The organism is Aeromonas sp. SrichE-2G, assembly GCF_017939565.1.
GTDB lineage: Bacteria > Pseudomonadota > Gammaproteobacteria > Enterobacterales > Aeromonadaceae > Aeromonas > Aeromonas taiwanensis.
Map to the genome: position 1 here is coordinate 189,878 of NZ_JAGKRG010000003.1, position 23,765 is coordinate 213,642.

Sequence of the window (23,765 nt, forward strand, 5' to 3'; positions counted from 1 at the left end):
GACAGCTCAGGATTAATTCACGGTTTTATTGATGGCACAGTTCGGTTACCATGCGCCCCTCATAAAATCGTATCGAGTGTTTTTTCACCGACACAGGTTTGGCCATGCCAGTAAATACTATTTTGGGTCTTTTTGCCAAGTCCCCCATCAAGCCGCTGCAGAAGCATATCGTCAAGGTTCACGTGTGCTGCGAGCAGCTCATTCCCTTCTTTGATGCCGTTGCCGAAGACCGCTGGGAAGATGCCGAGAAAATCCGGCAACAGATCGCCCAACTGGAAAAAGAAGCGGACATCCTCAAACGCGAAATTCGCCTGAAACTCCCCCGCGGCCTGTTCCTGCCGGTCGCCCGTACCGATCTGCTGGAGCTCTTGACCCAGCAGGACAAGATAGCCAACCGTGCCAAGGATATTTCCGGCCGCATGCTTGGCCGCAAGATGGAATTCCCCACCGAGATGCGTGCCGATTTCATGGCCTATCTCAAACGCTGTATCGATGCGACCGCCCAGGCCGAAAAAGCCATCGAAGAACTCGATGAGCTGCTCGAAACCGGCTTTAAAGGACGTGAAGTTGAAATGGTTGCCGAGATGATCCACCAGCTGGATCTCATCGAGGACGATACTGACACCATGCAGATCGGGCTGCGCCAACAGCTGCAAGCCGTTGAGCACAAATACAATCCGATTGACGTTATGTTCCTCTACAAGATCCTCGAATGGGTAGGTGACCTGGCTGATCAGGCAGAGCGCGTTGGCGCCCGTCTGGAATTGATGCTGGCTCGTTCGTAATCGACTGACTGGGTAAACACTACTAATGGACATTATCGCAAATTACGGCACCACCCTGGTGCTCGTGGCGGCCTTGTTCGGCTTTTTGATGGCCTGGGGCATTGGTGCGAATGACGTCGCCAACGCCATGGGGACATCGGTCGGCACCAAATCCCTGACCATCCGTCAGGCGATCATCATCGCCATGATCTTCGAGTTCGCCGGTGCCTATCTGGCCGGTGGCGAGGTGACGGCCACCATTCGCAGCGGCATCATCGACAGCAACGCCTTCGCCGACACGCCGGATCTGCTGGTGCTCGGCATGATCGCCTCCCTGCTGGCGGCGGGTCTGTGGCTGATCCTGGCCTCCTATTTCGGCTGGCCCGTCTCCACCACCCACTCCATCATCGGCGCCATCGTCGGCTTTGCCGTGGTGAGCGTGGGCCCGGAAGCGGTGCAGTGGAGCAAGTTTGGCGGCATCGTCGGCTCCTGGGTGGTCACACCGGCCATCTCGGGCATCATCGCCTACTTCATGTTCATCAGCGTGCAGAAGCTCATCTTCAACACGGACAACCCCCTGGACAACGCCAAGCGTTATGTCCCCTTCTACATGTTCCTGACCGCGCTGGTCATCTGCCTGGTCACCATCAAGAAGGGGTTGACCCACGTCGGTCTGCACCTGAGCAATGGCGAAGGCGTCCTGCTCTCCGTTGCCCTCTCCATCGCAGTGGCCTTCGCGGGCTGGCTCTATATCCGCGGCCAGAAGTACAACCCGAAAGATGACAGCAAGATGCACTTCGCCAACGTGGAGAAGGTGTTCGGCATCCTGATGATCATCACCGCCTGTGCCATGGCCTTCGCCCACGGCTCCAATGACGTGGCCAACGCCATTGGCCCGCTCTCCGCAGTCGCCTCCATCGTGGCGGCCGGCGGCGAGATCGGCGGCAGCTCCCACATCGCCTGGTGGATCCTGCCCCTCGGCGGCATCGGTATCGTCATCGGTCTGGCCACCATGGGCGAGAAGGTGATGGCGACCGTCGGCACCGGCATCACCCATCTGACCCCGAGCCGTGGCTTCGCCGCCCAGCTGGCGACCGCCGCCACCGTGGTGATCGCCTCCGGTACCGGCCTGCCCATCTCCACCACCCAGACCCTGGTGGGTGCGGTCATGGGCGTGGGTCTGGCGCGGGGCATCGCGGCGCTCAATCTGGGTGTGCTGCGCAACATCGTGGTCTCCTGGGTCATCACTCTGCCCGCAGGCGCCATCCTGGCCATCGCCATCTTCTATGTGCTGCAGGCCTGCTTCTCTTAAGCAGTCCTGGCCGCACAACAAAAAGCCCGGGTCACAGACCCGGGCTTTTTTATGCTTCTCTGTTGTCTCAAACGGTCGATAGCGCATCGCCAATCGACCCTGCAGAGGCGCTTACTCCTCGATAAAGGTCCACTCGTCACGCACCCGGCTGATGGCATCGAGCCGGCGCTTGGCGAGTTGCTCGCGGATCGCCTCCCCCTTGAAGCCCGCCGCCACTATCTCCTTGACCGGCACCGCCAGGGCCGCGTCCAGGGCCTGGGCGACGTAGTCCGGCTGGCTGTAGACCTTCTCTTCGAAGCCGGTGCGACCGTGGAAATCGGCGCGGCAGGCATCCAGCAACTGAGCAAAACGCTCCGGCTTGCGCCAGGCATCCGCCTTGTCGAACACCTTCAACAAGGTCGCCGGCTTGAGCTCAAAGGCGATGTGAATGTGGGTATGCAGATCGCTCACCAGCAGCGCGAGATCGCGACACTCGTTCGGTACCCGGAAACGCTCGCAGAAGTCGCGAATGAGGGGCAGCCCCTTCTGGCCATGGCCGTGGTGACTGGGCCAGAACGCCGGCGGCGTCACCCCCTTGCCAAAGTCGTGGCACAGGGCGGCAAAACGCACCGCCAGTTCGGGGGAGAGGCGGCACGCCTGCCCCAGCACCATCATGGTGTGGATGCCGGTGTCGATCTCCGGGTGCCACCTGGCAGGGGCCGGCACGCCGAACAGGGCATCCAGTTCGGGGAAGAGCGCCTTGAGGGCGCCACATTCCCGCAGCACCTCGAAAAAGACCTGGGGAGTCGGACCAAGCAGCACCTTCTCGAGCTCCTTCCAGACCCGCTCCGGGGTCAGGTGGGCAAGCTCCCCAGCCTCCGTCATCTCGCGCATCAGCCCCAGCGTCTCGGGGGCCACCACGAAGCCCTGTGCATGGAAGCGAGCGGCGAAGCGGGCCACCCGCAGGATACGCAGGGGATCTTCTGCAAACGCCGGGGAGACGTGGCGCAGCACCCGCCGTTCCAGATCCTGGATGCCGCCGTAGGGGTCGTGCAGCTGTCCCTCTTCATCTTCGGCGATGGCATTGATGGTGAGATCCCGGCGCAGCAGGTCCTGCTCCAGCGTCACCTCGGGGGCAGCATGGCAGACGAAGCCGGTATAGCCCTGCCCCTGCTTGCGCTCGGTGCGGGCCAGGGCGTACTCCTGCTGGGTCTTGGGGTGCAGAAACACGGGGAAGTCGCGGCCGACCTGGGTAAAGCCCAGCGCCAGCATCTGTGCCACAGTGGCACCGACCACCAGGTGATCCCTGTCACCCTGCGGCAACCCCAACAGGCGATCCCGAACCGCCCCTCCGACCAGATAAATCTGCACGCACACTCTCCCTCGATAAACCTGTCGCCATGATACCGCTTTTGGCTGCCAGAGACGATGAAAGGCCGCCACGGCGTCGCCCGCCAACCCTGTACCATTGTTCTATGCTCCGGGTGCCATCCACCCGGAATTCGAGCCGGCCCCTCTTATGGTCCCCGGGTCTTTGACATCCCTCTGGGGAGGCTTTAACCTCCCGCCCATAACAATGGAATGGATCCTTATGTACACACAGTTCTTCGGTCTGTCGGAGCCCCCGTTCTCCATCTCGCCCAACCCCAAATACCTCTACATGAGCGAGCGTCACGGGGAGGCCCTCGCCCACCTCAGCTACGGGTTGCAGGACGGTGGCGGCTTCGTGCTGCTGACCGGGGAAGTGGGTACGGGCAAAACCACCGTCTCCCGCTGCCTGCTCCAGCAGCTGCCCCCCGAGACCGAGATCGCCTACATCCTCAATCCTTCCCTGACCGAGCGGGATCTGCTGGCCGCCATCTGCGACGAGTACCAGCTGCCCTACGCCGACGAGGCCAGCCTCAAGCAGCTGTTCGACCTCATTCGCGATCACCTGCTGGCCAACCTGGCGGCGGGCAAACGCAGCGTGGTCCTGGTGGATGAAGCACAGCACCTGCTGCCCGGCGTGCTGGAGCAGTTGCGCCTGCTCACCAACCTGGAAACCGACGACAAGAAGCTGCTGCAGGTGGTGCTCATCGGCCAGCCCGAGCTGCAACAGATGCTGCGCCAGCCCCTGCTGCGCCAGCTGGCCCAGCGCATCACGGCCCGCTACCACCTGCTGCCGCTCTCCCGCCAGGACGTGGATGCCTACGTGCGCTTCCGGCTGCAGGTGGCAGGTTGCATCCAGCCCCTCTTCACCCCGAGGGCCATCCAGACCCTGCACCGTCTCTCCGGCGGCATCCCGCGCCTCATCAACCTCATCTGCGATCGCGCCCTGATCGCCGCCTTCGCCCGCGGCAGTCACAAGATAGTGCACGGCGACATCAGCCAGTCCGCGTATGAGGTAAGCGGCATTCGTGACGAAGGAAGCTGGCAGTCCGGCCTTGCCGTCACCCTGGGCGGAGCCCTGCTGGTGGCCGCCGGTTGGTGGGGCTGGCAATTCTTTGGCATCTTCCCGGAGCGCCCCCTGATCAAGGTGGAAGTGCCGGTGAAGATAGACGACACCCTGGAGCAGCAGGAACAGCTGACCCGCGCCATCAATCAGGCGCTGGAGCCGGACGTCGCCATGCAGAATCTCTACAAGGTGTGGGGCTACCAGACCGAACTGGAAGAGGCGTCCTGTGACAATGCCCCCCGTGCAGGGCTGCGCTGTCAGGAAGGAGAAGCGACCCTGGCCCAGTTGCAGGCCCTGCAGTACCCGGCCCTCATCAGCCTCACCGACGAGACCGGCGGCATCTATTACGCCACCCTGGTGAGCCTGGGGGCGGACAAGGCCAGCCTGCTCATCGGCAACCAGAGCTGGCAGGTGGACAGACAATGGCTCTCCGATGCCTGGGGCGGCAGCTATACCCTGCTCTGGCGCATGCCCAAGGGCAACGTGACCCTGATCGGCAACAACGCCGGCGCCACCCAGGTGCAGTGGCTGGACAACGCGCTCAACCGCGCGATGCAGCAACCGGATCGCAAGGTGAGCCGCTTCGACGCAACCCTCAGAAACAAGCTGCTGCAGTTCCAGCGTGATCAGGGGCTGACCCCGGACGGCATTGCCGGCAGCAACACCCTGCTGCGCCTGAACGCGCTGTCGGGTGAACCCATGCCCAGGCTGGAGGATGAATCCCTGCGTGCCAGCACCCCGGTCGATCTCGACACCGTGGCGGATGACGCCATGGATCCCCAGGTAGAGGAGGCCTCCTGATGTCCACCTTGCTCAAGGCCCTGCGCCGGGCCGATCAACCCCAGTACACCGCCCACACGCCACTCATGGGCCTGCCCGTGACCCAGGAGGAAGAAGCCAACCGCAGCTGGATCTGGTGGGCCCTGGCCCCCCTGGCGCTGGCGATGGGTGCCGCCGCCAACTATGGCTGGCACCTCTATCACCTCAAACCCATCGAGCAGCAGGTCGAGATCAAGGAGGTGGTGACGCCACCCTTCGTGCGGGTCGAGCCCAGGCCGATGATCACCCGTCCGCTGCCACCGCCCCTGCCCGAACCCGTGGCCGCCCCCAGGCCCGCTGCCGCGCCGGCCACGGCCACCGCCAGCCAGGGCGAGAGCCTGGCCGAGCGCCTCATGGCCGCCCTCAACAACACCCCGCTGGTGGAAGAGACGGCGCCGCAAACCCAGGTTAGCGCCATGCCCCTCAGCGCCCTGACCCCCGCCCTGAAGCAGCAGATTCCCCCGCTGGCCTACGGTGCCCACAACTACTCCTCCGATCCGGCCAAGCGGGCCGTGGTGCTCAACGGGCGGGAGTGGCACGAGGGAAGCGAGATAGCCCCGGGCGTGCTGCTGGCGGCCATCGCTCAGGACTACATCATCCTGCAGGTCGGCGGCCAGCATGCCAGCCTCAAGGCGCTGCAGGACTGGCGCGGCTGACCCCTGGGCCGAGGGGCCGGCCAGACCGCCATCCATTCAGAGGGAGCCTAAGAGCTCCCCTTTTTAATCAATAACATGAGTGCAACGTGAGCAATTCGAACGACACCACCTTCGCCACCCGCATCCTGGACTGGTACCAGATCCACGGGCGCAAGACCCTGCCCTGGCAGCAGGACAAGACCCCCTACCGGGTCTGGATCTCCGAGATCATGCTGCAACAGACCCAGGTCGCCACCGTCATCCCCTACTACGAGCGGTTCATGGCCCGCTTCCCCGACGTGCTGGCACTGGCGAATGCCCCCATCGACGAGGTGCTTCACCACTGGACCGGGCTCGGCTACTACGCCCGTGCCCGCAACCTGCACAAGGCTGCCCAGCAGGTGCGCGATCTGCACGGCGGCCTCTTCCCGGAACGGCTGGAGGAGGTGATGGCCCTGCCCGGCATCGGCCGCTCCACCGCCGGCGCCGTGCTCTCCCTCTCCCTGGGCCAGCCCCACGCCATCCTGGATGGCAACGTGAAGCGGGTACTCACCCGCTGGCTGGCGCTACCCGGCTGGCCCGGCCAGAAACAGGTGGAGAACGATCTCTGGGAGCTGGCAACCCGCCTCACCCCGAGAGTCGGCGTCGCCCAGTACAACCAGGCCATGATGGACATGGGGGCCACCGTCTGCACCCGCAGCAAGCCCGCCTGCGAGCGCTGCCCGGTGCGGGACGATTGCCAGGGGCTGTCGCAGGGCAAGCCCACCGACTACCCCCACGGCAAACCGAAGAAGAGCATCCCGGCCCGCAGCGGCATCATGCTCATCATCCGCCAGGGGGAGCAACTGCTGTTGGAGAAACGCCCGCCGCAGGGGATCTGGGGCGGGCTCTACTGCTTCCCGCAGGTGGAGTCCCTCGCCGAGGTGGCAGGCCGCCTGCAAGATCTGGGGCTGGATGGCTCCGAGTATCGGGAACTCGCTGGATTCCGCCACACTTTCAGTCACTTCCACCTCGACATTCGTCCCTTGCTGATCGAAATGGCTGCGCCGCCGCCCCCCATGCTCATGGAAGCGGATACCCGACTCTGGTATAACTTACGCCATCCTGCCGAGGTGGGGTTGGCGGCCGCGACAGCCCGCCTGCTCGCCTATCCGGACTTACAACCCTGACTTGCAACCACAGAGGTCAACATGAGCCGTACCGTATTTTGCCAGCGTCTGAAGAAAGAGGCGCCGGGTCTCGATTTCCAACTCTACCCCGGTGAACTCGGCAAGCGGATCTTCGACAACATCAGCAAGGAAGCCTGGGCCGATTGGCAAAAGAAGCAGGTGATGCTGATCAACGAGAAGAAGCTGAACATGATGAACCTCGAGCACCGCCAGTTGCTGGAAAAAGAGATGATCAGCTATCTGTTTGATGCGGGTGAAGTCCAGATCGACGGTTATACCCCTCCCAGCCAGTGAATGGAGAGGGTGCCAGACGATGGCACCTCTCCTGGTTAAAGCCAATCAGTGACGGGTGGCCCGGCCGCCCGGTTTGAGGATCCCTATGGGCCGACTTTTCTGGCTGCTGTGCGCCTTGCTGTTTCTCTCTGCCTGCTCATCCTCTCCCCAGCCCAGCGGGAGCGACGATGATGACCTGGTCAACGGCAAGGACGTGCGCGGCTTCGAGCACATGATCAGTGCACTCTCCCACAACGTGAACGAGATCTGGGGGCGCGAGGCGCTGTTCGCAGGCAAGTTTGACTACGTCAAATACACGGATCAGTACAAGAGCCGTGCCCACATCGACTTCTCCAGTGGCCACATCATGGTGGAGACGGTCTCCGGCATCGAGCCCCGTGCCCACCTGCGCCGCGCCATCATCGAAACCCTGCTGACCCCGGACGATCCGGCGGAAGTGGATCTCTATTCGGACAGGGAGATCATGACAGGTGGCGAACCCTTCCTCTATGGCCAGGTGCTGGACAACCAGGGGCAACCCATCCGTTCCGGCTGGCGCGCGGAGCGCTATGCCGACTATCTGCTCGACACGGCGATGAAGAAGCGCACCCTGGGGATCCGCAACATCTTCTTCATCGACATCCCCATGGTGGCAAACCACGAGGACAGGCGGGGCTACAAGTACGCCAGCATCATCCGCGACGCCTCCCGCAAGTACGGGGTCGCCGAGAGCCTGATCTATGCGGTGATCAAGACGGAGAGCAGCTTCAACCCCTATGCGGTCAGCCATGCCAACGCCTATGGCCTGATGCAGGTGATCCCGGCCACCGCCGGGCGGGATGTCTATGTGCGGGTCAAGGGCAAGAATGGCCAGCCCACCCGCGAGGATCTGTTCAACCCGGCCTACAACATCGACGTGGGGACCGCCTATCTGCACCTGCTGCAGACCGTCTATCTGGCGGATATCCAGGATCCCCAGTCCCGTCGCTATGCGGTCATCTCCGCCTACAACGGTGGCGCCGGCGGGGTGCTCAACACCTTCTCCAGCAACCGCAAGGTGGCCCCCGACATGATCAACCGCCTCTCCCCCGAGGCGGTCTATCAGGTGCTGACCGAGCAGCACCCCAAGGCGGAGGCGCGCCGCTACCTCTACAAGGTCAATCAGGCCGAGAAGGGGTTCAAGCGTACCGTCGCCAGCCGGGCCGGCTGACGGCCTCCAAAGAAAGAGGGGCGCTGATAGCGCCCCTCTTTCTGCTGACTCTCTCACTTGGCGATAAAGCCGCCCTTGCTCCGGGGTGCCTCTCCCACCTTCTCCAGGTGCTCCACCTCGACTTCTGTCTTGTTCCAGCTGTGATCCACCTCGCCACGCACGCGGATCAGATCGTCCGGACCCACTTCGGTGCCGCGCCACACATCCTCGTCAACTTCCACTTCCACCTCTCCGCTGCCATCGCGGAAGAGATAGTTTTCACCGCCGAGATGCTTGACCAGCTTGCCTTCCAGGGTCACCCACTGGTCATCGGCCACGTCTTTCAACTGGGCGACAGACACCTTGTTCTGCTCCTTGGGGCCTGTGTAGGCCGCCATGGTGAAGGAAGAGACGGACATCAGTGCCACCAGGGCGATTGCCTTTGCTTTGTTCATTTCATGCTCCTGTCATTGGGGAATGCAGGCATCTTGCCCGGCTGTGCGTGAAACAAACGTGAAGCCTCCCCATCCAGGGGGGCTGATGTGACCGCAATCGCTTTAATGGTCCGGAACGGCTGCAAACATGTATCCGGGTGGATACCTTCCTGCCTGGTCAAGCGGGTTCCCAGCCCGCTGCCATCGAGGAACCGCCCGCAGGCCTCGCCTGCCTTCAACCCATGAGAACACCCAGATGAAAAAATGGCTTCTGTGTTTATTGGGGCTCGTCGCGCTGACGGCCCAGGCCACCGAGACGCGCCCCCCCTTCTCCCGCATCGTGATGTTTGGCGACAGCCTCTCCGACACCGGCAAGATGTACGGCAAGATGCGGGGTTATCTCCCCTCCAGCCCCCCCTACTACCAGGGGCGTTTCTCCAACGGCCCGGTCTGGCTGGAGCAACTGGCCCAGCAGTTTCCGGGGCTGATCATCGCCAACGAGGCGGAGGGGGGAGCCACCGCCGTGGCCTACAACAAGATCTCCTGGAATCCCAAGTATCAGGTCATCAACAACCTGGATTACGAAGTAACCCAGTTTCTGGAGAAGGGCAGCTTCAAACCGGATGATCTCGTGATCCTCTGGGTTGGGGCCAATGACTATCTGGCCTATGGCTGGAACACCGAACTGGATGCCAGGCGAGTGCGCGATGCCATCAGTGACGCGGCGAACCGCATGGTGATGCACGGGGCCAAGCAAATCCTGCTGTTCAACCTGCCTGATCTCGGCCAGAACCCCTCGGCCCGCAGCCAGCAGGTGGTGGAGGCAGCCAGCCATGTCTCCGCCTACCACAACCAGCTGCTGCTGAACCTGGCTCGCCAGCTCGCGCCCACCGGCATGGTGAAGCTGTTCGAGATCGACAAGCAGTTTGCCGAGATGCTGCGCGAGCCGCAAAATTTCGGCCTGAGCGACACAGAAAACGCCTGTTACGGCGGCGGCTACGTGTGGAAGCCATTCTCTTCCCGCAGCACCACCGACAGTCAGCTCGCCCCCTTCAATCCGCAGGAGCGCCTCGCTATCGCCGGCAACCCCTTGCTGGCCCAGGCCGTCGCCACGCCGCTGGCCCGCCGCAGCGCCGCAACCCTCGATTGCGAAGGCAAGATGTTCTGGGATCAAGTCCATCCGACCTCGGTCGTGCACGCCGCCCTGAGCGAGCGGGCCGGCGCCTTCATCGAAAAGGAGTACGAATTCCTCCCCCGGTGAGGCACAGCCCGGTGCGACAGGCCGACCCAACGTCGGCCTTTCCACCCGGAGCAGATAACAACATTCATATGACCCCCATCACAGATTTGTGCCACGCTCCCCCAGCCATGCCCCCGATTCCACCATGATGCAAATGGATACCACAATATGTTTTATATCAGTTGCTTGTGGATGCAGAAAAACGAGCTACGTTTAAACATGTTGTGGCCGAACACAAGGCCCAACCCATGAGGCGAGGCGACCCGGATTCGCGCTCCCTACAAACAAAATTGCAGAGGCATCTATGAACAAAACACTGATTACCTTGCTGGTTTCAGGCCTGCTTGCGGCCAACGCCCAGGCAGCCGGACAAGACAACACCTGGTATGGCGGTGCCAAACTGGGTTGGTCCAACTTCTACGGTGTCGATGAAAGCAACTCCATCACCATCGATGACAAAGACGACGATGAATTCGGTGCCGGTGCCTTCGCCGGCTACCAGATCAACCAGAATCTGGGGATCGAGCTCGGCTACGACTATCTGGGCAAGCTCAAGTACAGCGGCACCCACAACGGGGGCGCCTTCAATGATTCCGTCGAGGCCCAACTCGCACAGCTGACCCTGAAACTCGGCTTCCCGGTCGCGGACAACCTGGACCTCTATGGTCGCCTCGGTGGCGGCTACGGCTGGACAGACAGCGACAACATGGGCAGCGACGACCGCGCTGTCTTCGTCGGTGCGCTGGGCGCCGAGTACGCCTTCAATCTGGACTGGGCAGCCCGCCTCGAGTACCAATACAGCACCCCTTATGGCAGCAGGGATGACACCGGCCTGCGCATGGACAACGGCCTGCTCTCCCTGGCCGCCGTCTATCGCTTCGGCCAGGTCGCGCCCGTCGTAGCGGCCCCCGCACCAGCCCCGGCCCCCGAACCCGTGATGGTCGACAAACAGTTCACCCTGAGTTCGGATGTGCTGTTTGACTTCAACAAGGCCACCCTCAAGCCGGAAGCCGGGCAGGCTCTGGATACCCTCTACAGCCAGATCGAAGAGGCCAGACCCAAGGATGGCTCTGCCACTGTCATCGGCTATACCGACCGCCTCGGCTCCGAAGCCTATAACCAGAAGCTGTCCGAGCAACGTGCCCAGACTGTTGCAGACTATCTGATCGGCAAGGGGCTGCCTGCTGGCAAGGTCAATGTGGAAGGACAGGGTGAAAACTCCCCCGCCACGGGCGACAGCTGCACCAGCAAGTCCAAGCGTGAGCTGATCGTCTGCCTGGCCCCGGATCGCCGAGTCGAGGTCAGGGTACAGGGTGTGTCGGAAGTGCAGCAATAAGTTGCTGGCACCGTAAACCTCATAAAAAAACGGGAGGCCAATGCCTCCCGTTTTTTATTGTTCCTGCCACTCAACCTCGCGTGCGCACGTCCGCCGCGATCTGATCCAGCAACAGCTGCCAGCCCTGGCCCAGCTCGTCCACCAGGGTACCGTAGCCATCCGCCGGCAGGACACGCTCCTGCTGGAAGGGCACATCCCGCAATACGACCCCCTCCTCCGTCAGCAGACGCCAGCGACCGCTCAACAGGGCCCGGCCATCTTGGCGCCCCTGGAAGCGCTCGACAGTGATGCTCAGGACGGGCCCCTTGCGGGCACCGTCCTGGCGCACCACCCAGCCCGGCAGTCTGCTGGAGAGACCATTGAGGGTCAGCTGGTTCAGCTGGGCATCGAGTGAGCCCGCCCAGCGATGGTACTCGGCAAAGTGCAACTCATTGCCTTCCAGCTGATACACCAGGCTCATCCGGTCCAGCTGGCCGGAGAGCACAACGGGCCTCAACACCAGCTGGTGCTGAGGCTGCGCCATGACGCCCTGGGGATGCAGGCTCTGTGCATCAAGGGAGTAGTAGTGCAGCGTCTCAGGGGCGGCGCTGCAACCCGCCAGCAGGCCCAGCAAGGCCAGGGTCACCATCCGTTTTTTCATTGTGTTCCTCGCTTTGGCTCAAGATCCCGGGAAAATGGATGCGATCGAAGACCTGTGAGCTCGGCCTCTCGATCAAGGGTTGGCAACGTCAGGGACATCATCATTTTCCTCGCTTTGGCTCAGGATCCCGGGGGCGGGAGCGATCGAAGATCAGCGAACTCGGCTGTTCGTTCAACGAATGCACCAGGGGCTGCAACTCGCTCATCAGCTGGTTGAGGGACTGCACCGACTGGCGCAACTCCTGATTGGTCTGGGAGCTGGCATCATAGGCCTGCAGCGTCTCCTGCAACTGCTTGAGACTCTGGTTGAGGGAAGCCGGCAGCTGCTGGGTCGCCTCCTTGCTGGTCAACTTGTCCAGATTGGCGCTGACCGCGCTGATGTTCTTCAGAGTCCCATCCAGAGTGGAAAGGGAGGTGTTGACCTTGCCCAGGGTGGTCGCCATGTCCATGTCGACAAACTTGTCGAGGATGAGGTTCACCTTGCGTTCGATCTGATCCAGCCCCGCCTGCACGGTCGGGAATACCTGATAACCGGACAGTTTGGCCTGCTCGAAGCGGGGCGCATCCGGGTAGAAGTTGAGATCGATGAGCTTGCCACCGGTCAGCAGGCTGGAAGTCTTGAGACTGGCTCTGAGCCCCTCCTTGAACTGCTTGCTGAACAGGGCCCGCCACTGCTCCTTCTCCGCCTTGGCATAGCGGTGGGAGAGGCGCTGCACTTCGATGCGGGCCAGGACCGGGATCTGGCGATCCTGGAACAGGCGCACTCCCTTCTCTTCGATGAGATAGGGAGCCGAGATGACGGTACCGACACGGATGCCACGGTACTGCACTGCCGCCCCCGGATGCAGGCCGGCCACGTTGTCATCGAACAGGAAGACATAGTCGATGAACTGATCCAGGCTACCGGCCAGTACGCTCGCCTCATCCTGGAACAGGGTGAACTCGTCGCGCTGCTTGACCTGCTCGCCAGGGGACCAGCCAGGCGGCAGCCCCATGGTGATGCCGCCGTCTATCAAACTCTCGAGCGAGTCCATTTTGACCTTCATCCCCTCGCTGTTGACGGACAGCTCGAAGCCCGGGGTCAGCCAGAAGCGTGAGTTGCTGCTCACCAGGATGTCATAGGGGGCGTTGATGAAGATCTGGTACTGCATCTCGCTCTTTTCGGGCAGGAAGGTGGCTTCCTCCACCTGGCCTATGGTGAAGCCCTGGTAGTTGATGGGGGAGCCTTCCCCCAGCGCCCGCGTGTCGTGGCTCGAGAGGAACAGCCGCAACCCCTTGGCGTTCTGTGAAGCGAGCGGCGGCTTGTCGAGCATGGCGTACTCGTCACGCGCCTTGCCCTTCTTGCCGGGCATGAGTTCGATGTAGGCACCTGAGAGCAGGGTACCGAGGCCGGAGACTCCCTCCCGCCCGACCCTGGGCTTGACGACCCAGAACTGGCTGTCTCCCTTGAGCATGCCGGAGGCGGCATTGGTGAGACGGCCACGCAGCACGGCATGGCTGTAGTCATCGCTCAGCTCGACCGCCTCGATACGGCCGACATCGACCTCCCGGGAGCGGATCACCGTCTTGCCTGCCACTATGCCTTCGGCGGTAGCGACCGTCAGGGTGAAGCCGGGGCCTTGTGAATACCAGTGCTGGAACAGCATCCAGGCGCCGATGAACAGCGCCAGCAGCGGCACCATCCAGATAGCGGCAGCCGAACTCATGAAATCAGAGCCCGGTTTCCACCTTGTCTTACGCTCACTCACGTTCGCGTTCTCCTTGTTGTAAATCCCAGATCAGGCGGGAATCGAAACTCATGGCGGCCACCATGGTGATCAGCACGACCCCGGCAAAGGCAATGGCCGCGGGGCCGGGGTAGATGCTCATCAGATTGTCCAAGCGGATGAGGCCGGCCAGGATGGCCACCACGAAGACGTCGATCATCGACCAGCGCCCCACAAATTCGGTCATGCGATAGAGCTTGAGCTTGCGCAGCGGCGAGGCCGACTGGCCACTTTGCACCGCAAAGCAGAGCCACAACAGCGCCAGGATCTTCACCAGGGGCACCACCACGCTGGCGAAGAAGATGACGGCGGCGATGGGGTAGGACCCCATGGCCCACAGCAGTACCACCCCCCCCATGATGGTCGAGGGACTGTCATCCCCCAGAAAGACGGTATCCATGATGGGGTAAAGGTTGGCGGGAATATAGAGGATGATCGAGGTGACGAGCAGAGCCCAGGTGCGGTTCAGGCCACCCGGTTTGCGCTGGTGCAGGTGATCGCCGCAACGCACGCAGGTATGGGCATCCCCCTCATTCAGGGCGCCGCAGATGTGGCACCCCACCAGCCCGGACGCCAGGGCGCTGGCCTCGGGATCCACCTCTCGGACGGCGGTCGGTCCGAACAGCCGCTGCCACAGCCACATCCTGTCCAGGGACGAGATCATCTTGATGAGCAACAGGGTATAGCCGACGAAGGCCCAGAACGACAGCCCCATCTTGATGTCGGCCATGCCCATCAGCTTGACCAAAGAGATGAGCACCCCGATGAGGAAGACATCGACCATCAGCCAGGGCTTGATCCGGCACAGCAGGCGGCCGAGGGATCTCAGGGCATGGCTGTGCAGATCCTTGTCGAGGCGCCACAGCACCAGCATGATGGAACCGATGTAGACCAGCGGCAGGCCGATCAGGGTCAGGCTCAGCACCACTCCCAGGAACAGGTAGCCCTGATCCACCAGGGTGGTGATGCACTGCAGGAAGGTCATCTCCTGCCCCACCCCCTTGGCCGAGAACGACATGAAGGTGAAGGCGTTGGAGAGCACGAACATGATAAGGGCGGCAAAGCCGTAGGCCAGCGGCCTGCGCTCCTGCTCCGGCAGATGGCGGCTCAGGGTATGGCCGCAGCGTGGGCAGCCGCTCGACTCTCCCACGGCCAACGTCGTGGCCGGCACCAGCAGATCACACTCTTCGCACGCCGTTGCGTCATGGGTATAGGTGGTTGGATGTTGGTGTGAAACCGGATGCAAATTGAGACCCCAGCGTGAGGCCCGCCACGGGGCCAGAACCGCCAATTATTGCAGCTGTTGCCCACGCCCACCAGCCCTGTCGTTTTACCATCCGCGGCGGGGGTGAGAATGACTTTGACAAGGGAGTGACCATTTAGCACAATCAAACGCCACTTTTTTTCCGCGGGACAATAATTTATGACAACCGAATCCCCAAGCTACTCCACCATTGAGCAGGCCTTCTCCCTCGGGAACGGGCAAGATTCCGCCCTCAACTGGTTGCGCAAGAACCGCAGCCAGGTCGCCATCTTCCTGGTAAGCGGCATCAAGCTGGAGGGGACCATCAGCGGCTTCGATCAGTACAGCGTGCTGCTGACAGATGCACACGGCAACCAGCAACTGGTCTACAAGGCCAAGATTTCCACCATCGCCATGCACTCCGGCCGCCCTGCGGTCAGCATCCAGCGCGCCCGCAAACCGCGCGTCTCCATGGCGCCGCGCCCCCACGGTGCACCGAGCCGCTATGACGACAATCAGGGTGGCAGCAGCGAGCAGTAATGCTCGTCTTACTCCCCCACCGGGCGTGTCGCTGCGTCAGCCAGTGACCTCCCCAAGATCCCCACTCTCATGTTTTGCCTGTCCCGTATGAGAGTGGGTCTTCTCCTCCGCTTCGGCGCTCATGGCCGTCACGCCATGATCAGTAGGTCAGCCCGACCGGCAATCCCTCTCTGACCATGCAGACCTGCATGCCTGCGGCCTCACCGGCCTGCGCACCTATGCCCGTATCCTCGAACACCAGACATTGACCCGGCCCCACACCCAGGCGGCGTGCAACCAGCAGGAAAGTATCCGGGTGGGGTTTGTGCAGATCCACGTCGTCGGCGGTGACCACCACGGGGAAATAGCGATCGAGCCCGGTATTGCGCAGCACTGCCTCGGCATTGATGCGGGGGGAGCCGGTCCCGATCCCCATGGGAATGCGACCGTGATAGCGCTCGACCAGATCCAGCATGGCCGGGAAAGGGGTCGCCTTGTGCAGGTTGGCCACGTAGTGCTCCGTCTTGCAGCGGGTCACCACCAGCGGATCCAGCGCCACTTGCTGCACCTCGGCCACCAGCAGGGCTATCTTGCGGCTGGGCATGCCCCCCAGTTCATAGAACCAGTCGGCATCGAACTGAAAACCAAACTCGCGGGCGGTGTGCTCCCAGGCGGCCAGGTGCAACGGCATGGAATCCACCAGGGTACCGTCGAGGTCGAAAACCAGGCCTTGAAATCCGGATAGGGTCATGGTGCAGGATCTGTCTGTCGAAAATGGGCCTTCATTCTAGCCAGAGCCGGGGGGCATCGCCATGTGCCAGATGGCGATAAACGCTTGCTACCGCATTAATCTCGTCCCCCAGAGGGAGGGCCTTCGACATCGGGTCAGCCCGACAGATAGGCAAGGGTACGGGCCCGCCCCTGGGACTTGGCATGATAGAGCGCCTGATCCGCCTGCTCGGTGAGGGTCTGCCACCCCTTGTCCGATGACGGGACCAGATAGCTGAAGCCGATGCTGACCGTGAGCTGAGGTGCCACCCTGGAGGCGGGGTGCGGGATCTGCAGCGCAGACAAGCCCCGATGGATTTGCTCCGCCAGCCGCTCCGCCTCCCCCGGTTGCGGGGTACACAGCAGGATCACGAACTCCTCCCCGCCATAGCGGGCCACCAGGTTGGTGCGCCGCCGCTCCGTCTCCTGCAGCAGAGCAGCAACCCGTTGCAGGCACTGGTCCCCCTTGCTGTGGCCGAAGTGATCGTTGTACGACTTGAACTCGTCCACGTCGATCATCAGCACCGCCAAGACCCCCTGGTGGCGACGTGCCCGCTCCCACTCCCGCTCCATGGTAATGTCCCACTGGCGGCGGTTGGCGATCCCGGTCAGGGGATCTTCCAGAGACAACAGGGAGAGGCGCCGGTTGGCCTCTTCCAGCGCCCGGTTCGTGTCGGCCAGCTGCCGGGTCCGCTCCTGCACCCGCAACTCCAGATCCCGGTTGAAGCGCTCCAGCTTGGCCTGGGTACGCTGGCGGATCAGCAGCTGTGAAAGCACGGCGGCATACTGCTTGAAGATCTCGCTCTGGTACGTTTTGAGGGGACGCCGCCAGAGCAGGTTGTCGGCGGCGATCCAGCCGATGGGGGTACTCCCGTCCCAGAGCGACACCATGGCGTTCCAGCCGCGACCCACCTCCTGTTTCTCGTAATAGAGAGGCGTGTCCTCCAGCACCAGGACATAGTCTTTGCGTCGCAGCGCCTCCTGCACCGTGGGGTGATCCGGAATGGGGCTGATGAAATGGCGCTCGTCGATGAGCTCACCCGCCTCGTTGGTGCCCCAGGTGCCGTGCATGGTCTTGAATTCGCTGTCCGTCAGGAAGATGGCGATGCGGTCAAACTGCAACTCCTGGCGAGCCAGTGCCACTGCATCGTGCAGCAGACGATCCTCGCTCTCGCAGCGAGAGAGCTTGACCCCCACCTGATGCAGCGCCTGCAGCATGCTGAGGAAAGAGTCCTGCAGGGCCTGGCTGCGCACGAGGTCGGCCTGGGTGTGGAGCCGCTGATCCCGCTCCTGATCGACCTGCCCCGCGAGTCGCCGGCTCTCCAGCTCGGCGGCAAGATAGTGCATCAGCAACTGGATGCTCTGCTGCTGGCGCCGAGGCAGGCGATCGAGACGGCGCCGGGTCTCCAGATAGACCACGGCCTCCAATCCCTTGTGGCGTTTGAGGGGGAAACAGGCCCGCAGGCGCGGGAACTCCGGCTCCACGCTATCCCAGATGGCATGAGTCGGCGCGAGCGGCTCCACCAGCAGCTGGCCGAGTTCGAGGGACTGTTCGATAAAGAGGATGGGCAGTTCGAGGGAGGCCAGGTTGTCGGCGCTCAGGCAGAGCAACCCCTGTTCCGGGCGATAGTGATAGAGCTGGGCCGTCGGAGCCCGCAGCCACAGATAGATCTGTTCGGCCTCGGTCTTTTCTCTGACCGCAGACAGCGTCACTTCACAGAGATGTTCAAAACTGGTGAAGTGCTCCGGATCCCATTCTTTCATGCCAAATCATCCTTGGTTGTATCCAAGCGAGTATATCGGCAAAGCCCGGCCATTAATTGACCGGACAATCAAAAGCGAGATCCAGAGCTCAGTTTTTACAGCAGATTCAAGGCCTGCATGGCGCTGCGGATCCGCTCGCGGGTGGCATCCGACAGCGGCATCACCGGCAGGCGGCACTCCTCGCTACACAGCCCCAGCAGGGAGACCGCATACTTGGCACCCGCCGGGCTCGGCTCGGCAAACATGGCCTGGTGCAGCGGAATGAGCTTGTCCTGCAATTCGCGGGCGGCCTGCCACTCGCCGGCCAGGGCCAGGTTCTGGACTTCGGCCACCAGCTTGGGGGCCACGTTGGCAGTGACCGAGATACAACCCTGACCACCGCCGATGTTGTAGGCCACGGCGGTGGCATCTTCACCGGAGAGCCAGGCAAAGGGCTTCTTGATGAGCTGACGCTCCACCCAGGGGCGGGCCAGATCGCCGGTGGCGTCCTTCACGCCGGCGATGCGCGGCAGCTCGGCCAGACGGGCCAGGGTTGCCGGTTGCACGTCGACGATGGCACGGGGCGGAATGTTGTAGACGATGATGGGCTTGGTGGTGGCGTCATGCACCGCCTTGAAGTGGTGATAGAGCCCCTCCTGGTTGGGACGGTTGTAGTACCCCGCCACATGCAGGGTCGCATCCGCGCCCGCCTGTTCGGCGTAACGGGTATATTCAATGGCTTCGACCGGGTTGTTGGACCCGGCACCGGCGATGACGGGAATGCGCCCCGCCACCTGCTTGACCACCAGCTCGACCACGCGGCAATGCTCGTCGTGGGTCAGGGTCGGGCTCTCCCCCGTCGTGCCGACCGGCACTATGCCATGGGTCCCCTGCTCTATGTGCCACTCCACCAGGCGAGTCAGTGCGGCCTCGTCCAGCTGGCCCTGTCGAAATGGGGTGATCAGGGCGACTATCGAACCTTGAAACATGGGATTTCCTTCTCCTAAACAAATGAATTGGCCAATAAAAAGCCCCGGTACGGGGGTCGCTACCGGGGCTTGAATCGTCTCAGGGATGAGAGGTTACGCGCGCACGCCAGCAGGCCCGAATGTCAGGCTGTGTTTATGCTTTCGTTTCGATACGCATGACCGCATTGCATCATCTCTGGGTAAATAAGGTGTCTTGGCATATTTCGGGAACACGGCATAAATGTCAAGGCGAAAGCGGCCATGTATAATGGCCGCCCAAAAAAGCGTGGAGAGTCCCAATGAGCCGTCCTGTCAGTGCCGTCAGCCAGATGCTGGAACGTAACCAAGCCCTCTTTGTCGGCAAGCGGCTATTGGTCTGCGGCGCCCTGGAGGATGACTACCCCCGTCAACTGGCCGAACTGGCCGATTCCCTGACCGTCTTCACCACAGACTACTGCTACTACCGAAGCCAGCATAGCGTGCTGGGAGAGGCCATCCAGTTTGGTCACCAGATCGGCGGCGCCCCTCGCTTCGACGCCCTGCTGCTGCTGGTGCCCAAGGCCAAGGCCGAGGCGCAGTATCTGCTCGCCATGATGACGCCGCTGCTGGAGAGCGGTGCCGACCTGTTCCTGGCTGGCGAAAACCGGGGCGGCATCAACGGCGCCGACAAGCTGCTGGCCCCCTACGGGGAAAAACCGGTCAAGCGAGACTCGGCACGCCGCTGCTCCCTTTTCCACGGCGTGCTCGACAAGCCGGTCGCCCCGTTCGAGCTGGACGACTGGTTCAGCCGCTACGAGTGCCAGGCGGGCGACACCGCCCTGACCGTCATGGCCCTGCCAGGTGTCTTCAGCGCCGACGGCCTGGATCTCGGTACCCAGATGCTGCTGGCGAGCCTGCCCCCCATGGCGGGCAAGCTGCTCGACTTTGGCTGCGGCGCTGGCGTCATCGGCTCGGTCCTGGCCAGGCGCAATCCTGACCTGGCCATCAGCATGGTGGATATCAACGCCCTGGCGCTGGAGTCCAGCCGCCGCACCCTGGCGGTCAACGGCCTGACCGGGCGCGTCCATGCTTCCGACGTGTACTCCGATATTGACGAAAGATTCCAACACATCGTCTCGAATCCCCCCTTCCATGCCGGACTCAAGACCTTCTATGCCGCCACCGAAACCTTCCTGGCCAAGGCCCCCGACTATCTGACCCGCGACGGTGCACTGACCATAGTCGCCAACGCCTTCCTGAGATACCAGCCTATACTGGAAGCGCATTTCAGACAGACCGGGGTGATCGCGGGCGATGCCAAATTCAAGGTGTATCTGAGCAAAGCTTAAATAAGTGCAACGGTTGTAATAAAACAAGTAGAGAGTGCCAGAAGGGATCTGTTAAGGTACCAGGAAAACGTTTACCACCCCTTTAGGGGTGTTTTTTTCGCAGCAACATGAAAACCTTTTCAAGGCATGAATTCAGGGAGAGAAAGACGATGGCAGGCATACTCACCATGATACTGGCTGGCGGTGAAGGCACCCGGCTGCAGCCACTGACCACCACCCGCAGCAAACCCTCGGTCCCCTTCGGCGGCAGTTACCGCCTGATCGACTTCGTCCTCAACAACTTCGTCAACGCCGACTTCCTGCGCATCTACGTGCTGACCCAGTTCAAGTCCCAGTCTCTCTACCTGCATATGAAGAAAGGCTGGAACATCGTCGGCATCACCGACCGCTTCATCGACCCCATTCCGGCCCAGATGCGGATGGGCAAGCGCTGGTATGACGGCACCGCGGACGCCATCTACCAGAACCTGCGCTTCATCGAGATCTCCGATCCCGAGCACGTCTGCATCTTCGGCTCCGATCATATCTACAAGATGGACGTGAGCCAGATGGTGAGCTTCCACAAGCAGAAGGCCGCCGCCCTGACCGTCGCGGCACTGCGCATGCCCATCGAGGAAGCGAGCGCCTTCGGGGTGATCGAGGTGGATCAGGAAGGGCGCATGATCGGCTTCGAGGAGAAGCCGAAGCACCCGAAACACATCCCCGGCGATCCCACCCAGGCGCTGGTATCGATGGGCAACTACATCTTCGAGACCGAGGCTCTCTATCGCGAGCTCAAGCGGGATGCCGCCGAGGAGCACTCCAGCCACGATTTCGGCAAGGACATCATCCCCAGCCTGTTCCCCCGTGCCCCTGTCTATGTCTACGACTACAGCACCAACGTGATCCCGGGGGAGAAGCCCAACGTCTACTGGCGCGATGTGGGGACGCTCGACTCCTATTGGCAGGCGCACATGGACCTGGTGGCAGACGATGCCCCCTTCTCCCTCTACAACCGCAAATGGCCGCTGCACACCCACTATCCGCCTCTGCCCCCCGCCACCTTCATCGACACCGATGACTGCAAGGTCAAGATCGCCAACTCCCTGATCTCTGGCGGCTGTTTCATTCAGGGCAGCCAGATCCAGCGATCCATTCTGGGATTTCGCTGCAATATAGGCCCCTGCAGCCACATCAGCGAATCCGTGCTGCTCGGGGATGTGAAAATCGGTGAGGGCTGCTCAATTCGGCGCGCTATCATCGACAAAAACGTTGAAATTGCACCCGGCACCGTGATCGGTGAGAATCTGGACCATGACAGAGAGAGGTTTACCGTGTCCGAAGGCGGTATCGTCGTGGTACCTAAGGGAGCAAGAGTTGGCTATTAACCCACTGAAAATCCTGTTTGTGGCCTCGGAGGTCGAGGGGCTGGTGAAGACCGGGGGCCTGGCGGATGTCGCCAAGGCCCTACCTCTGCATCTCGCCCGGGAGGGCCACGATGTGCGCATCATTCTACCCTTCTACAAGACCATCAAACGCCGGGACGAAGCCACCCTGCTCGCCTCGCGATGGCTGCCCACTCCGCAGGACAGCAGCGACATCGATTATCGTATCCATCAGCTGGATCTGGACGGAATCTGTGTCTATCTGATCGATTGCCCGCAGTATTTCGACCGCCCTCAGCTCTACGCCGAGAACAATCAGGCCTATCCCGATAACGGCGAGCGTTTTGCCTTCCTGGCTGCAGCGGCCCTCCATGCCTGTGAACAGCTGGGTTTTGCTCCCGACATCGTCCACTGCAACGACTGGCATACCGGCCTACTGCCGCTGTTGCTCAAGACACGCCATGCCCACAACCCCTTCTTCCAGCGCACCCGATCGGTCATCAGCATCCACAACGCCGCCTTTCAGGGAGTGTTCGACCGCCAGCAATTCTGGGCCGTGCCGGAGATCAGCGACTACGAGCGGCGGATCAACTACGACTACGGTCACATCAACCTGCTCAAGTGCGGGGTGCTCTATGCGGACAAGATCAATGCGGTGAGCCCAAACTACGCCAGCGAGCTGCTGACCCACCTGGGGGCCCACGGCATGGCCAGCGTCTTCCAGCAGCGCGCAGCCGACCTGAGAGGCATCCTCAACGGGTGTGACTATCACGACTGGGATCCCTCAAGCGATCCCTTGCTGCCCGCTACCTATGACGCCGACAACCTGGCCGGAAAACACGTTTGCAAGCGCGTCTTGCAACAGGAGACGGGGCTGCCCGTCGACGACCTGCCCATCTACGGCATGGTATGCCGGCTGACCGAACAGAAGGGGGTTCACCTGCTGATCCCGACCCTGGACAAGTTCCTGCAACACCGGGTCCAGGTGGTGATAGTAGGCTCTGGCGATCCCTCTCTCGCCGCCCAGTTGCAGGCCATTGCCCAGCAGCATCCAGACAAGTTTGCCTTTATCAACGCCTATGACGACCGCCTGGCCCACCTGGTGGAGGCTGGCGCCGACTTCTTCCTGATGCCCTCGCTGTTCGAGCCGTGCGGACTCAACCAGATGTACAGTCTGGCCTATGGCACCCTGCCGCTGGTGCGGGCCGTCGGCGGTTTGAAAGACACTGTGGTGGACTGGGATGCCAACCCCGAACACGCGACCGGGTTCTGCTTCAACGATCCCACCGCCAGCACCCTGCTCGATGCCATGCGGCGCAGCCTGCTCCACTACCTGCAAGAGCCCGAGCATTTCGCCAGGATCCAGCACAACGCCATGAACACCCGCTTCGACTGGGCGGACTCCGTTCCCCTGTACGAGCAGATGTATCGCGATGCACTGGCCACGAACTGACCCCTATTGCTGAAGTTTTGTGCCCTTGATGCAGCTTTATCCGTCAACAGCGAAAAAAGTCCCTTTTGGCTGTTGACGCCCCCCCAAAACTCTATAGAATCCCCCACCGCAGTGATGCGAAGGTGGCGGAATTGGTAGACGCGCTAGCTTCAGGTGTTAGTGTCCCACGGATGTGAGGGTTCGAGTCCCTCTCTTCGCACCATACTGCAATATGCTTTTATCAGACGGCATATAAATCCAGACTGATAACCGGATGTGCGAAGGTGGCGGAATTGGTAGACGCGCTAGCTTCAGGTGTTAGTGCCCCCCGGGTGTGAGGGTTCGAGTCCCTCTCTTCGCACCATGCTTTTATCAGACAGCATGTAAATCCAGACTGATAACCCGATGTGC

General features: G+C 62.0%; 21 protein-coding genes and 2 tRNA genes. 15 read left to right on the plus strand and 8 right to left on the minus strand.

What is annotated here, in order from left to right; translation table 11 throughout:
- The first annotated feature begins 104 nt into the window (after nt 1-104).
- Together J9885_RS01925 and J9885_RS01930 are read left to right on the plus strand one after the other, a co-directional pair.
- The gene (locus J9885_RS01925; RefSeq protein ID WP_043763013.1) at nt 105-785 is read left to right on the plus strand and encodes a TIGR00153 family protein; all 681 of its coding nucleotides are present in this window, start codon (nt 105-107) and stop codon (nt 783-785) included.
- 25 nt (nt 786-810) lie between these two features.
- Entirely contained in the window at nt 811-2,076 is a 1,266-nt protein-coding gene (locus J9885_RS01930) for an inorganic phosphate transporter (RefSeq protein WP_043763010.1), read from the plus strand.
- Between the two features lie 111 nt (nt 2,077-2,187).
- Here the strand turns inward: J9885_RS01930 and J9885_RS01935 are convergent, their stop codons facing one another.
- Nucleotides 2,188-3,426 (minus strand): multifunctional CCA addition/repair protein, encoded by a 1,239-nt coding sequence (locus tag J9885_RS01935; RefSeq protein WP_210547922.1) that lies wholly within the window; start codon nt 3,424-3,426, stop codon nt 2,188-2,190.
- A 220-nt stretch (nt 3,427-3,646) separates the two neighbouring features.
- Between J9885_RS01935 and J9885_RS01940 the strand changes: the two genes are divergently transcribed.
- The 5 genes from J9885_RS01940 to mltC all read left to right on the plus strand — a co-directional run bounded on the left by J9885_RS01940 (nt 3,647) and on the right by mltC (nt 8,595).
- Entirely contained in the window at nt 3,647-5,290 is a 1,644-nt protein-coding gene (locus J9885_RS01940) for an ExeA family protein (RefSeq protein WP_210547923.1), read from the plus strand.
- The gene (exeB, locus tag J9885_RS01945; protein ID WP_210547924.1) at nt 5,290-5,964 is read left to right on the plus strand and encodes a GspB family T2SS assembly factor variant ExeB; all 675 of its coding nucleotides are present in this window, start codon (nt 5,290-5,292) and stop codon (nt 5,962-5,964) included. The genes J9885_RS01940 and exeB overlap by 1 nt, the downstream gene beginning before the upstream one ends.
- A gap of 86 nt (nt 5,965-6,050) precedes the next feature.
- Nucleotides 6,051-7,112, plus strand: a complete 1,062-nt coding sequence (gene mutY / locus J9885_RS01950) for an A/G-specific adenine glycosylase (protein WP_210547925.1) — start codon at nt 6,051-6,053, stop codon at nt 7,110-7,112.
- A 21-nt stretch (nt 7,113-7,133) separates the two neighbouring features.
- Entirely contained in the window at nt 7,134-7,406 is a 273-nt protein-coding gene (locus J9885_RS01955; protein WP_043762993.1) for an oxidative damage protection protein, read from the plus strand.
- A gap of 85 nt (nt 7,407-7,491) precedes the next feature.
- A complete protein-coding gene (gene mltC, locus J9885_RS01960; RefSeq protein WP_043762990.1) occupies nt 7,492-8,595 on the plus strand; it encodes a membrane-bound lytic murein transglycosylase MltC in 1,104 nt (367 codons plus the stop codon).
- A 53-nt stretch (nt 8,596-8,648) separates the two neighbouring features.
- Here mltC and J9885_RS01965 read toward each other — a convergent pair whose 3' ends face one another.
- A complete protein-coding gene (locus tag J9885_RS01965; protein ID WP_210547926.1) occupies nt 8,649-9,029 on the minus strand; it encodes a NirD/YgiW/YdeI family stress tolerance protein in 381 nt (126 codons plus the stop codon).
- 235 nt (nt 9,030-9,264) lie between these two features.
- On the opposite strand from J9885_RS01965, the gene J9885_RS01970 reads away from it, so the two are divergent.
- Both J9885_RS01970 and ompA read left to right on the plus strand, forming a co-directional pair.
- On the plus strand, nt 9,265-10,269 hold the full coding sequence (locus J9885_RS01970) for an SGNH/GDSL hydrolase family protein (RefSeq protein ID WP_210547927.1): 1,005 nt from the start codon (nt 9,265-9,267) through the stop codon (nt 10,267-10,269).
- Nucleotides 10,270-10,552: 283 nt separating this feature from the next.
- On the plus strand, nt 10,553-11,584 hold the full coding sequence (gene ompA / locus J9885_RS01975; protein ID WP_210547928.1) for a porin OmpA: 1,032 nt from the start codon (nt 10,553-10,555) through the stop codon (nt 11,582-11,584).
- A 70-nt stretch (nt 11,585-11,654) separates the two neighbouring features.
- On the opposite strand, the gene J9885_RS01980 is transcribed toward ompA, so the two are convergent.
- The 3 genes from J9885_RS01980 to J9885_RS01990 all read right to left on the minus strand — a co-directional run bounded on the left by J9885_RS01980 (nt 11,655) and on the right by J9885_RS01990 (nt 15,235).
- Nucleotides 11,655-12,224, minus strand: a complete 570-nt coding sequence (locus tag J9885_RS01980) for a PqiC family protein (RefSeq protein ID WP_210547929.1) — start codon at nt 12,222-12,224, stop codon at nt 11,655-11,657.
- Nucleotides 12,225-12,324: 100 nt separating this feature from the next.
- Complete coding sequence (gene pqiB / locus J9885_RS01985; protein ID WP_210547930.1) at nt 12,325-13,971, minus strand: intermembrane transport protein PqiB; 1,647 nt, start codon at nt 13,969-13,971, stop codon at nt 12,325-12,327.
- A complete protein-coding gene (locus J9885_RS01990) occupies nt 13,964-15,235 on the minus strand; it encodes a paraquat-inducible protein A (protein WP_210547931.1) in 1,272 nt (423 codons plus the stop codon). The genes pqiB and J9885_RS01990 overlap by 8 nt, the downstream gene beginning before the upstream one ends.
- A gap of 177 nt (nt 15,236-15,412) precedes the next feature.
- Between J9885_RS01990 and hfq the strand changes: the two genes are divergently transcribed.
- Nucleotides 15,413-15,772, plus strand: coding sequence for an RNA chaperone Hfq (gene hfq, locus J9885_RS01995; RefSeq protein ID WP_010675750.1), 360 nt, complete (start codon nt 15,413-15,415; stop codon nt 15,770-15,772).
- 139 nt (nt 15,773-15,911) lie between these two features.
- On the opposite strand, the gene J9885_RS02000 is transcribed toward hfq, so the two are convergent.
- The 3 genes from J9885_RS02000 to dapA all read right to left on the minus strand — a co-directional run bounded on the left by J9885_RS02000 (nt 15,912) and on the right by dapA (nt 19,251).
- Nucleotides 15,912-16,502, minus strand: a complete 591-nt coding sequence (locus J9885_RS02000; protein ID WP_210547932.1) for a beta-phosphoglucomutase family hydrolase — start codon at nt 16,500-16,502, stop codon at nt 15,912-15,914.
- A gap of 134 nt (nt 16,503-16,636) precedes the next feature.
- Nucleotides 16,637-18,283, minus strand: a complete 1,647-nt coding sequence (locus J9885_RS02005) for a diguanylate cyclase (RefSeq protein WP_210547933.1) — start codon at nt 18,281-18,283, stop codon at nt 16,637-16,639.
- Between the two features lie 95 nt (nt 18,284-18,378).
- Nucleotides 18,379-19,251: a 4-hydroxy-tetrahydrodipicolinate synthase gene (dapA, locus tag J9885_RS02010; RefSeq protein WP_043762966.1), complete on the minus strand. Its 873-nt coding sequence runs from the start codon at nt 19,249-19,251 to the stop codon at nt 18,379-18,381.
- 278 nt (nt 19,252-19,529) lie between these two features.
- Between dapA and rsmC the strand changes: the two genes are divergently transcribed.
- The 5 genes from rsmC (at nt 19,530) to J9885_RS02035 (ending at nt 23,718) form a co-directional block, all read left to right on the plus strand.
- Nucleotides 19,530-20,558 carry a 16S rRNA (guanine(1207)-N(2))-methyltransferase RsmC gene (rsmC, locus tag J9885_RS02015; protein ID WP_210547934.1) on the plus strand — a complete coding sequence of 343 codons (1,029 nt, stop codon included), beginning with the start codon at nt 19,530-19,532 and terminating at the stop codon, nt 20,556-20,558.
- Between the two features lie 107 nt (nt 20,559-20,665).
- On the plus strand, nt 20,666-21,925 hold the full coding sequence (glgC, locus tag J9885_RS02020) for a glucose-1-phosphate adenylyltransferase (protein ID WP_081843862.1): 1,260 nt from the start codon (nt 20,666-20,668) through the stop codon (nt 21,923-21,925).
- Complete coding sequence (gene glgA / locus J9885_RS02025; RefSeq protein WP_043762956.1) at nt 21,915-23,375, plus strand: glycogen synthase GlgA; 1,461 nt, start codon at nt 21,915-21,917, stop codon at nt 23,373-23,375. The genes glgC and glgA overlap by 11 nt, the downstream gene beginning before the upstream one ends.
- Before the next feature lie 116 nt (nt 23,376-23,491).
- Nucleotides 23,492-23,577, plus strand: a tRNA-Leu gene (locus J9885_RS02030).
- Between the two features lie 55 nt (nt 23,578-23,632).
- A tRNA-Leu gene (locus J9885_RS02035) sits at nt 23,633-23,718 on the plus strand.
- Nucleotides 23,719-23,765: the final 47 nt, after the last annotated feature.